Consider the following 11324-nt stretch of genomic DNA (forward strand, 5'->3'; position numbering starts at 1 on the left):
TCCGCGGGCGACGTCACCGGCGACGGCTACGCCGACATCGCGGTGGGCGTGCCCGGCGAGACGGTCGGCACGGTGGCCGGGACCGGCAGCGTCACGCTCCTCAAGTCCTCCGGCTCCACGTTCACCTCGGGCAAGGCCTGGCACCAGGAGACCGCGGGCGTGCCCGGCGTCGCCGAGGAGGGCGACCACTTCGGCGCGTCCGTCCGCCTCAAGGACATCAACAAGAACGGCAAGGCGGACCTGGCCACCGGCGCCACCGGCGAGGACATCGCCGCGACGCGGGACGTCGGCGCCGTATGGGTGCTTCGCGGCACGTCGACGGGTCTGACGTCGTCGTACGCGGCCTCCTTCAACGGCTCGGACTTCGGGCTCGGCGGCGCGGACGCGGGCTTCGGCCGGACGCTGCGCTGAGCAGCAGCAGCCTGCAGCAGCCCTTCGCGGCAACCCCCTTACTACTTGAGTGAGTTGGAGACACCCCGTGGCCTCAACGGCTGACCACGTGCGGAAGCCCGCGCGGAACAAGATCCTCGCGGCGGGCGCGCTCTGCGCCGTGACCGTGCTCGGCGTCGCGGGCCTGAGCGCGGGCGGCGCGTCCGCCGCCGAGCCCGCCAAGCCGACGGCCGACTACAACAACGACGGTTACGCGGACCTGGCGGTCGGCGTGCCCGGCGCCACGGTCGGCGGCAAGGCCAAGGCCGGGTACGTGAACGTGGTCTGGGGCGGCGCGTCGGGCCTCGGCAAGCACGGCTCGACCACCGTCAGCCAGGCCACGGCGGGCGTGCCCGGCACGGTGGAGGCGGGCGACGCGTTCGGCACGGCCGTCGACTCGGACGACATGAACGGCGACGGCTACAGCGACCTGGTCGTCGGCGCGCCCGACGAGGACAACGACGCGGGCCTTTCCGCGGGCACCGTCGCCGTCGTGTGGGGCTCGGCGAGCGGCTTCAAGGGCGGCTTCACCGCGGCCAACGGAGCTGTCAGCGACGGGAGTTACGGGGCGCTCCTGGCGACCGGCGACTTCGACAAGGACGGCGACAAGGACATCGCCCTCAACTCCCATTTCGACGAGACCAGTTCGGTCGTGGTGCGTCCGGGCCCCTTCACCGCGGGCTCGCCCGCCGCTGTGGAGCGCGTCGAGGGCTGGCACTTCGCGGGACCGGTCACGATGGTCGCCGGTGACTTCGACGGGGATGGCGGGGACGACATCGCGTTCTCGTACCGCGGCATGGAGGTCAGCGGTACGACGGTGAAGAGCCGCGCCGCGTCCGGCGAGTGGAAGACGACGTGGGACGCGGCCGACAGCACCGACACCGCGCTCGCCGCCGGTGACTTCGACGGGGACGGCACGCAGGACCTGGCGGTCGGCGACGTCCAGGCCAATCCGGAGGCGGACGGTACGTACTGCGAGGACCGCCTTGGCGGGGCGATCCTCACGGTCTACGGCAAGCAGGGCACCACGCTCGGCGGCGCATTCTCGTGCACGTCGCAGAGCGGTCCGCAGGTCGGCGGCAGCGCGGAGTCCGGGGACAACTTCGGGGCGCGCCTCGCTGCCCTCGACTCCGACCAGGACGGCCGCGACGAGCTGATCGCAGGCGCCGACGCGGAGGCGGTGGGCACCGCCGAGAACGCGGGCACCTACTGGTTCCTCACGTCTACCGGCGCGGGCACGCGTCTCGCGGGCCCCGCCTTCAGCCAGAACTCCGCGGGAGTCGCGGGCACGGCGGAGGCGGGCGACCGCCTCGGCGCGGCGGTCACCGCCGGCGACTACAACGGCGACGGCCTCCCGGACTTCGCCGTGGGCGCGCCCGGCGAGGACACGAGGTCGGGCGGTGTCTGGTACGCCCGGACGCCCACGGACGGCCCGAGCCCGGCGGTGACGTCGGTGACTCCCGGGAAGCTGGGGCTCTCGGGCGCCAGTGGCTACGGGGCAGTGCTGAGCCGGTAGCGAGCTGAGTTTTCCCGTAGGGGCGAGGGTTCTCCGCCCGTACGGGGTTCGACCACCCCCCCCTGAGCAGCAGACAACAACCCAGGAGCCCCCGTGCCCAAGCACAAGCGCACCACCTCTCACAGACCCGGCCGCCTGGCCGTGGCGACAGCCGCCGCCGCGGCCCTCACAGGCGGACTTCTCACCCTCTCGGCGACCTCCGCGACCGCGGCCCCCGCGGCCACGCAACCGGACGACGCCGACTTCAACGGCGACGGCGCGGCCGACCTCGCCACGTCCGCCCCGCACGCCAACGTGGGCGGCAAGGACAAGGCGGGCCAGGTGGTCGTCACGTACGGCGGTGCCGAACAGCGCCACGCCACCTTCAGCCAGAACAGCGCGGGCGTCCCCGGCACCGCGGAGACCGGCGACGTCTTCGGCGCCGACACCGCGTACGGGGACTTCAACAGCGACGGCTACGACGACCTCGCCGTGGGCGCCATCGGCGAGGACGTCGGCACGGATGTCGACGGCGGCACCGTCCAGGTCCTGTGGGGCTCCCCGAGCGGCCTGTCCGGCGGCTCCACGGTCAACGACCCCCGCCCCACCAAGCACGACCGGTTCGGCGGCCCCCTCCAGGCGGGTGACTTCGACGGCGACGGCAAGGACGACCTCGCCGTCGGAGCCGCGTCGGGCGCCGCCACCATCGACATCTTCGACGGCGGCATCTCCCGCACCGGCGCCACCGGCGGCCACTACACCGTGCTGCCGCCCATCCACAGCGGCGAAGGCGCGGGCCCCTTCAACCTGCACTCCGGGGACGTCAACGGCGACGGCAAGGACGACCTGATCGTCGACGGCTACTCCACCGCCGACGACTACAACGCCAACCTCTGGCTGCCCGGCAGCGCGAACGGCGTCACCACGAACGGCGTCCAGCGGCTGCCCGCGGGCTACATCACCGACGTGGGCGACACGGACGGCGACGGCTACGGCGACGTCATCATCGGCCTCACCTGGGACGAAGGCATCGACGGCGCCAACAAGGGCGGCACGGTGTACGTGGTGAAGGGCAACGCGAACGGCCCGTACGGCGAAAGCCAGGCCATCACGCAGGACTCAGCGGGCGTCCCGGGCGGCGGCGAGACAGGCGACTCCTTCGGCTCGGAGCTCGACCTGGGCGACATCAACGGCGACGGCCACCTCGACCTGGTCGTGAGCTCCCCCGGCGAGGACCTGGAGGGTGTCGCCGACGCGGGGTCGGTCACCGTCATCTACGGCGCGGCGGACGGCTCGGGCCTCTCCACGCAGGGTGCGGCCCTGTACAGCCAGAACACCCCGGGCGTCCCCAACTCCAATGAGAAGAACGACTACTTCGGCTCGGACGTCCACATCGACGACCTGAACGCGGACGGGCGGGGCGATGTCTCCGTCGGCGCGCAGGGCGAGAACGGCGCCAACGGCGCGTTCTACATCCTGGACGCCCTCCCCGACGGCACCCTCGCGGGCACGTCCGGCGTCTACACCTCCACGGTCGGCATCTCGGCCACGGGCACACCACGCCTCGGCACCAACTTCGCCGACTGACCCACCCCTCCCGCGCCCTCCCGCCCCCCTCTGAACCCCGGGCCCGCACCCCTCCGTGCGGGCCCGGCCTCGGGCGTGCCGGGCGCCTCCGAGTACGGGGACAACTTCGGCGCCTCGGTGGCGGTGGGCGACCTCGACGGCGACGGCCTGCTGATCGGCACCGGTGAGCGTGCGCCGAGCGAGGGTTGCCCTGGCGCGTCAGGGCAACCCTCGGCCAACTCCGCGTGTCAGACAGGTGAACCTGCCGCACCCGCCGCACCTGTGCACCACGCGTACCGAACTTCCCTTTTCCACGAACGAGTTGGAGCCAGCATGCCCCTGCGCGCACGCACCCGTAGCCGTACCGCACGTTCCCTCGCCGTCGCCGCCACCGCGACCGCCCTCGCCGCCACCGGTCTCGCCCTCCCCTTCGCGGCCACCGCCACCGCCGCGCCCGCACCCGCCGCCGCGCCCCTCACCAGCGACTTCGACGGCGACGGATACGACGACCTCTTCGTCGGCGTGCCCAGCGGCACCGTCGACGGCAAGGCCAAGGCCGGGTACGTGAGCGTCGTGTTCGGAGGGGAGAACGGGCCTGGGCCGCACAGCGTGCGGCGTATCACTCAGGCCACCGTCGAGGTGCCCGGCACCCCGGAGACCGGTGACCGGTTCGGCGGGTCCGTCGTCGCCGCGCACGTGGACGACGACAAGTACGCGGACCTCGTCATCGGCGCCCCCGGCGAGGACATCGACGCCAAGACCGACGCCGGTTCCGTCACCGTCCTGTACGGCACGGGCGACGGCTTCGCCCTCGCCAACACCGCCGCCCGGGGCGCGAAGTCCGGCGACGTGTACGGGAACTCCCTCGCCGCCGCCGACTTCACCGGTGACACGGACGTCGACCTCGCGATCGGCGGCAAGGACCAGGTCGTCGCCAACTTCAACCCGCTCGCCGCCGACACCCGGCCCGTCATGGCCGACCGCATGGGCGGCCGGGCCCCGGTCCTGACGACCGGCGACTTCGACACCGACGGGCTTCCCGACCTCGCCCTCGGCTACTACACGCAGAACCAGCCCTACACCCAGTCCCACATCCGCCTCTACGGCTGGAACAAGGACGAGGGCTCCATGGCCAACTTCTGGAACAGCTCCAACGGCGCCGCGAACGCCCTCGCCTCCGGCGACTTCAACGGCGACGGATACGACGACCTCGCCCTCGGCAACTGCCGCGAGATCGCCGACGAGAACATCGACGACCCGTGCGGTCCGGAGCAGCTCACCAAGGGCGGCGGCATCCACATCCGCTTCGGCGGCGCCAACGGCAGCTTCGGCTGGGAGCAGCAGACCTTCAACCAGGACACCGCGGGCATGCCCGGCGTCGCCGAGACCGGTGACGGCTTCGGCGACGCGCTCGCCGTGGCCGACATCGACGCCGACGGCCACGACGACCTGATCGCGGGCGCCCCCGGCGAGGCCATCGGCAGCGCGGCGAAGGCGGGCAGCGTCACCGCCCTCAAGGGCGGCGAGATGGGCCTGCTCGACCCGGCGGGCGCGGCGAACGCGGGAACGGTCGCCTACCAGCAGAACTCCCCCGGCATCCTGGGCGTCGCCCAGGCGGGCGACCTCTTCGGCGGCGCGGTCGCCTTCGGTGATCACAACGGGGACGGCGTCCCGGACCTGTCCGTGGCCGCACCCGGCGAGAACTCCTCCGCGGGCGGCGTCTGGGACCTGCCCGGCGCCAAGGCCGGCGGCTCGGTCGTCACGCCGAACTCCCTTGGCCTGCCCGCCTCTTCCGACCCGCTGGCGTACGGAGCGGTGCTCGGGAAGTAGCCGGTCACCGGCGCCACCGGGGACCCTGGGGTAAACCCCTCAGGGTCCCCCTAGGGGTTGTCACAGGTCAGCGGCAAAGCCGCTCTCCTCCCGAGGAGGGACGACCCGGGCCCTTCAGACCAGGTACGTTCGATTCGTGGCTGGATTCAGGATCGGACGCGGCCGGGACAACCGCACCCCGCAAGCGCGACCCCAACAACGACCGCGGCAGGAGCCGTACGGGCAGCAGGCCCCCCAGGGCCAGCAGCCTCCGTACGGCTACCCTCAGCCGTCCTCTCCGCAGTACGGCGGCCAGCAGCCGCCGTACGGCCAGGGCCAGGGCGGCCAAGGCCAGGGCCGGGGCCAGGGCGGATACGGCGGGCAGCAGTGGCCGCATGCGGGCGGCAACCACGGCGAGCCGGAGTACTTCGGCGGGCCGGGAGACCCAGGTCACGGGGGCCACGGCGGCCAGGGCGGCGGTCAGGGCGGCTTCGATCCGTACGCCGCCAACAACCCCGGTCACACCCAGGCCTTCTCCGTGGGCGAGGACCCGTACAACCAGGGCGACACCTACCGCGCGGGCCAGGCCCCCGCGCCGATGGGCCCGCGCCTGCACTGGAAGGACCTCCTGCGCGGCATCGTGCTGCGCCCGGGCCCGACCTTCCTCCAGATGCGGGACTACGCGATGTGGGCCCCGGCCCTCATCGTGACGTTCCTCTACGGCCTGCTCGCGATCTTCGGCTTCGACGGCGCCCGCGAGGACGCCATCAGCGCCACGCTCTCGACGGCCGTCCCGTACGTCCTGACGACGGCCGTCGCGATCACGATCAGTGCCTTCATCCTGGGCGTGGTCACGCACACCCTCGCCCGCCAGCTCGGCGGCGACGGCGCCTGGCAGCCGACGGTCGGCCTCTCCATGCTGATCATGTCGATCACGGACGCACCCCGCGTGATCGTCGCGATGTTCCTCGGCGGCGGCCAGCCCTTCGTCCAGCTGCTCGGCTGGGCGACCTGGATCGCGGCGGGCGCGCTGCTCACGGCGATGGTGAGCAAGTCGCACGACCTGCCGTGGCCGAAGGCGCTGGGCGCGGCGTCGATCCAGCTGCTCGCGCTGCTGGCGATCATCAAGCTGGGTACGTTCTAGTACTTGAGACGGTTCTAGTACTTGAGACGGAGGAAGGGCCCCGGCGGATCACTCCGCCGGGGCCCTTCCTCGTACAGACTTCAGGCGTCAAGAACCTGCCCGGCACGCCGCACCACAGGAGCTTCGACGCTCCACGGGAAGTTGATCCAGTCGTCGGTGCGCTTCCAGACGTACTCGCACTTCACGAGCGACTGCGACTTCTCGTAGATGACCGCGGACCGCACCTCGGCGACATGATCAAGGCAGAAGTCGTGCACGAGCTTCAGCGTCTTCCCGGTGTCGGCGACATCATCGGCGATGAGCACCTTCTTGTCGGTGAAGTCGATGACATTGGGCACGGGCGCCAGCATGACCGGCATCTCCAGGGTCGTCCCGACCCCCGTGTAGAACTCCACGTTCACGAGGTGGATGTTCTTGCAGTCGAGCGCGTACGCGAGCCCGCCCGCGACGAAGACGCCACCGCGGGCGATGGAGATGATGATGTCGGGCCGGTACCCGTCGTCGGCGATGGTCTGCGCGAGCTCACGCACCGCGTCGCCGAACTTCTCGTACGTAAGGTTCTCGCGCACGTCACTCACGCCGTCACTCATGCTGGATGTCACACCTGGGTCCGATGGAAATTGAGGAAGGAACGGGAGGCGGTCGGCCCGCGCTGCCCTTGGTAACGCGACCCGTACCGCTCAGACCCGTAGGGCGACTCGGCGGGCGAGGTCAGCCGGAACATGCACAGCTGGCCGATCTTCATGCCGGGCCAGAGCTTGATGGGCAGCGTCGCGAGGTTGGAGAGCTCAAGCGTCACGTGCCCGGTGAAGCCGGGGTCGATGAAGCCCGCGGTGGAGTGCGTCACGAGCCCGAGCCGCCCGAGGCTGGACTTCCCCTCGAGCCTGCTCGCGAGGTCGTCGGGCAGGCTGATGATCTCGTACGTCGAGGCCAGCACGAACTCGCCGGGGTGCAGGATGAACGGCTCGTCGCCCTCGGGCTCGACGAGCCGTGTGAGGTCGGCCTGCTCGACGGAGGGGTCGATGTGTGGGTAGCGGTGATTCTCGAACACCCGGAAGTAGCGGTCGAGCCGCACGTCGATGCTTGAGGGCTGCACCATGGATTCGTCGTACGGATCAATCCGTACTCGTCCGGCGTCGATCTCGGCCCGGATGTCCTTGTCTGAGAGAAGCACGCACCGAGGATACGCAGAGCGCGCGGGCCCGCCCCAATCGGACGTCCCCACGCGCTCCGGTTCCCTACGTTCCTACCTGCCCGCTATTGCTACTGCTACCGCTTCTGCGACGCGACCGGCACGGCATGCCGCAATCGGGCGCATCGCGGACAGCGGATGAGACGGCCGGGCCCGAGCCGGTCGGCCTTCTGCATCGGGAACGAAGCAGTGCTGAACACGTGCCCTTCGGCACATCGGACGACGGTGCGCTCCATCAAGTCCTCGAGTCCCTTCCCCAAAGCCGTAGTTGAGCCCTTGGCGCCCCCTGCTCACCTCGTGCGCGAGCGGACGCCGAACTGCCACATTACGGGACGAATGGGGCGCCCCTCCAGGCGGCACTCCGGACTCTCACCGTACGCCCCAACTCCCGCGTCCCGCAGACGCATCCACGCCCCGGACAGCACCCAGACCCCGGGGAAAAAGCGCCCGGGGCCTGGGATGAGGTAGAGTGTGCGACGTTACGACACCGCCACAGACGGTGTTTTTCGCGGGTGTAGTTTAGTGGTAGAACATCAGCTTCCCAAGCTGAGAGTGCGAGTTCGATTCTCGTCACCCGCTCCACAGTTGAGGCCCAGGTCAGCGACCTGGGCCTTTTTGCTGTGCGATTCCACTCAGTCGTCGCGTGCCAGATCCGTGCCAGATCCGTGCCAGATGCTTGATCATCCGGCTTCCGTGCCGCGGACCGGCGAGCCCGCTGAACACTGCGGTCGAGCAGGCCGGCGACCTCCTGTTGCCGCTCCAGCTGAGCAGATGGCGATCTTGGGAACTGCCTGCCTCGATCATGAACTGAGCCAGGTTCGACGATCGCGAGCGACGGCGTAGACGGACTCGATCGCTTCTGGCGTGAGTACCCCTTTTTGCCGCCGGAAAGCCGAGATCTCTCGATCCTTGATCACTTTCACGTCACCAAGGGACGAGGCAACCACGACACTGGCCGGCGACACGAAGACCAGCACCGGAGCCACGTCCACCGTGAAGCCACAAGCCCTGGTCAGCACCGTTGATGCCCTGCTGCCTTCATGGCGGCTGTTGCGGACATACGGGTGCCCGCGGCCGCCGTTGACCTTCACCGCGCTATCTCCTACCCAGATACGGGCGTCGCGGAAGTACTTGGTGTTCAGGCAGAAGACGCCACCAGGACCGATCAAGAGGTGATCGATGTCTGCCCCGCTCGGCAGAGGTATGGAGTGGAGGGAGTGCCATCCCCCTCTCTTAAGTCGATCAAGCTTGGCGCCCGCGATCCGCTCCCCAGCCAGCCCCTTCCGCCAAGAGTCGCTCTCATCCTTCCGACGCCACAAACGCATCATCTGCCTGACCAGCCAGGTTGGCGCTCCTTCCAGTAATGGGAGGAGGGAGTCACCAGGCCGGTTCAAGGAGAGATCATCACTCACAGTCAGGGGAGGTGATTCGACCGCGGAGAGGACCGGAGTAGAAGCACGTGACGAAGGAGCGACCAGATAGGGCGCCAACGCGTCCAAGGCTTGATCTCGATACGGCGCCTGAAGGACTTCGATATGCCCGGACGTGCAGTCGTACCAGGCGACTGTGTCACCTCCCGCAGTGGAGACGTAGAGCCGGTCGAGCCCATGGCGCTTCCACCGCTTGACCACTAAGCCAGTCATCTCCGCCCCCGCCGACGACGCCGCATCACCGTGATGGGATCAATTCGCGCGCCGTACGGCAAGGAGACATCCAGTCATCAACCCGTCGGGCCGCACCACACATGGATAGGGCCGAGGCCAGGAGGCGAGCACCCGACGCAACGGCCCAGGGGCATGGGGGCTCCCATGTCTAGCGGCGAAGGGCCGTGCCAGAGCCGCGCCAGGTTGGGCGGGGAACCACGGGGAGTGCCGCCCCTCCCTCGCAGGTCAGATGCTCAGTAGGCTCTAGATCGACTGAGCTTCCCAAGCTGAGAGTGCGAGTTCGATTCTCGTCACCCGCTCCACAGTTGAGGCCCAGGTCAGCGACCTGGGCCTTTTTGCTGTTCCGGGTCGCTATCAGTGCCTGCCCGGTCCGCCGCCCGGCACCTTGAGATGGCGAGCGCACCAGTTGATGATCGCCGCGTTGACCAGTGCCCCGAAGGCGACCGCGGCGATCACCATGGCGGGGCCGTCGGGCAGTGCGAGGAGTATGAAGCTGGCCGGGGCCGTGGCCAGGAGGGGGATGACTCCTGCCATGGATTCGTCCGAGCTGTCGGCCGCGGTCACCACCAGGGCCCACACCAGCAGGGCGGCGCAGATCGCGAGATAGGCGAGGGCGGTGACTCGGCCGGCCGTGGCGCGGCGGGAGAAAGGGGCGGGGGCGGGCATGGTGGTGCGCCTCTCGGTCGGTGCGTCGGAGTCGGTGCGTCAGAGATGGGTGCCCGGTGGGTTTGGGTGGGCCAGGCCCAGGTCGTACGCGAGGATCGTGGCCTGGACGCGGTCGCGCAGGCCCAGCTTCCGCAGGAGCGCGTTCACGTGGGATTTCACCGTGCCGACCGTGATGCCGAGATCCTCGGCGATCTCCGCGTTGTTGAGGCCGGACGCGAGCAGGGTCAGGACGTTCCGTTGGCTGCCGGTGAGGGTGTCCAGGTCGTCGGGGGTGCCACCGGGGCGGGCTCCTGACGCGTAGTGGCCGATCAGCCTGCGCGTCGCGGACGGGGCCAGCACGCTCTCGCCCGCCGCCACCACCCTGATGCCGTGCAGCAGTTCCGAGGCGTGCACATCCTTGAGGAGGAAGCCCGATGCTCCTGCGCGCAGCGCGTCGAAGACGTACGCGTCGAGGTCGAAGGTGGTCAGGACCAGGACACGGGGCGCGTTCTCCCGGCCCGTGATGATCCGGGTGGCGGCGATGCCGTCCAGTTCGGGCATCCGTACGTCCATGACGACCACGTCAGGTGCCAGCTCCGCCGCTAGCTGTACCGCCTCGACGCCGTCGGACGCCTCGCCGACCACCGTCATGTCCTCCTCGGCGTCGATCACCGCGGCGAACCCCGCGCGCACGATGCCCTGGTCGTCGACGACCAGCACGTTTAGGGTCATTCTTCCCCTTTCCCTCCCTCTGTGATTTTCTCGTCCGGCGGTCTGAGGGGCAGTCTGACGCGGACCGTGCCTGCATCGGTCGTGGTCAGGTCGCCGTCGAGCGCCTCGACCCGCGCCGCCAGGCGCTCTCGTACGGCAGGGCCCGCGGAACGGGGCACCCCGGTGGCCGTCAGCGTCAACGTATCTCCGTGCGCGTCCAGTTCGAGCAACGCGGGCTCATCGCCACCGGTCGCGAGCAGCGTCTCGGCGGCGTGGTAGGCGGCCAGGTCCACCGCGGTGGGGAGGCGGGTCGGCACTCGGTCGGTCAGCCGTATCTCCACGTCGCGGCCGGTCGCCCTGCACTGGTGGGCCAGCAGGTCCAGGGCCTGGAGGGTGGGCTGGGGCCGTAGATCGGCGCTCTCCCTCGCTCCCGCTGGCTCTCCCGCCATCTCCCCCTCCCCCTCCCCCTCTGCCTCTCCCTCCCTGGCCGTATCCAGCAGTGCGCGCATCGCCGCCAGAGCCTCGCGGGCTCGTTCCGCCGTCTCGTTCAGCCTGCCTGCCTCCGCCTCCCCGACCATGTCCGCGGTGCGTGCCAGGACCGTGGTCTCCAGGCCTGCCGCTATCCGGCGGCGTTCCGCCCACGCGTCCCGGACGGCCTCCTCGGTCCAG

Annotated in this window: 9 protein-coding genes, 1 tRNA gene and 2 pseudogenes; 6 read left to right on the forward strand and 6 right to left on the reverse strand. The window is 70.1% G+C overall.

Translation table 11 applies throughout. The features are described 5' to 3' along the window. From ABD378_RS00045 to ABD378_RS00065, 5 genes and pseudogenes are all read left to right on the forward strand, one after another. Window positions 1–411 (forward strand): annotated as a pseudogene (locus ABD378_RS00045) (FG-GAP and VCBS repeat-containing protein); the annotation flags it as partial. A gap of 67 nt (window positions 412–478) precedes the next feature. Then, window positions 479–1945, forward strand: coding sequence for an FG-GAP repeat protein (locus ABD378_RS00050; RefSeq protein WP_344518134.1), 1467 nt, complete (start codon window positions 479–481; stop codon window positions 1943–1945). Window positions 1946–2038: 93 nt separating this feature from the next. Further along, the gene (locus ABD378_RS00055) at window positions 2039–3511 is read left to right on the forward strand and encodes an FG-GAP repeat protein (RefSeq protein WP_344518135.1); all 1473 of its coding nucleotides are present in this window, start codon (window positions 2039–2041) and stop codon (window positions 3509–3511) included. A 312-nt stretch (window positions 3512–3823) separates the two neighbouring features. Continuing rightward, the gene (locus ABD378_RS00060; RefSeq protein ID WP_344518136.1) at window positions 3824–5320 is read left to right on the forward strand and encodes an FG-GAP-like repeat-containing protein; all 1497 of its coding nucleotides are present in this window, start codon (window positions 3824–3826) and stop codon (window positions 5318–5320) included. A 136-nt stretch (window positions 5321–5456) separates the two neighbouring features. Beyond that, window positions 5457–6443, forward strand: coding sequence for a Yip1 family protein (locus tag ABD378_RS00065; RefSeq protein WP_344518137.1), 987 nt, complete (start codon window positions 5457–5459; stop codon window positions 6441–6443). A gap of 80 nt (window positions 6444–6523) precedes the next feature. On the opposite strand, the gene ABD378_RS00070 is transcribed toward ABD378_RS00065, so the two are convergent. Beyond that, on the reverse strand, window positions 6524–7021 hold the full coding sequence (locus ABD378_RS00070) for a phosphoribosyltransferase family protein (protein ID WP_160510399.1): 498 nt from the start codon (window positions 7019–7021) through the stop codon (window positions 6524–6526). A gap of 20 nt (window positions 7022–7041) precedes the next feature. Then, on the reverse strand, window positions 7042–7617 hold the full coding sequence (gene dcd / locus ABD378_RS00075) for a dCTP deaminase (RefSeq protein ID WP_344518138.1): 576 nt from the start codon (window positions 7615–7617) through the stop codon (window positions 7042–7044). Window positions 7618–8143: 526 nt separating this feature from the next. Here dcd and ABD378_RS00080 point away from each other — a divergent pair. Continuing rightward, a tRNA-Gly gene (locus ABD378_RS00080) sits at window positions 8144–8217 on the forward strand. 218 nt (window positions 8218–8435) lie between these two features. On the opposite strand, the gene ABD378_RS00085 is transcribed toward ABD378_RS00080, so the two are convergent. From ABD378_RS00085 to ABD378_RS00100, 4 genes and pseudogenes are all read right to left on the reverse strand, one after another. Then, window positions 8436–9278, reverse strand: a complete 843-nt coding sequence (locus ABD378_RS00085) for a nuclease-related domain-containing protein (RefSeq protein ID WP_344518139.1) — start codon at window positions 9276–9278, stop codon at window positions 8436–8438. Between the two features lie 375 nt (window positions 9279–9653). Further along, window positions 9654–9965 (reverse strand): SCO4225 family membrane protein, encoded by a 312-nt coding sequence (locus tag ABD378_RS00090; RefSeq protein ID WP_344518140.1) that lies wholly within the window; start codon window positions 9963–9965, stop codon window positions 9654–9656. Between the two features lie 39 nt (window positions 9966–10004). Continuing rightward, window positions 10005–10676, reverse strand: coding sequence for a response regulator (locus ABD378_RS00095; RefSeq protein WP_344518141.1), 672 nt, complete (start codon window positions 10674–10676; stop codon window positions 10005–10007). After that, a pseudogene (locus ABD378_RS00100) lies at window positions 10673–11324 on the reverse strand (histidine kinase); the annotation flags it as partial. The gene ABD378_RS00095 and the pseudogene ABD378_RS00100, both read right to left, overlap by 4 nt.

The sequence above is a fragment of the Streptomyces rectiviolaceus genome (assembly GCF_039533825.1).
Classification (GTDB): Bacteria; Actinomycetota; Actinomycetes; order Streptomycetales; family Streptomycetaceae; genus Streptomyces; species Streptomyces rectiviolaceus.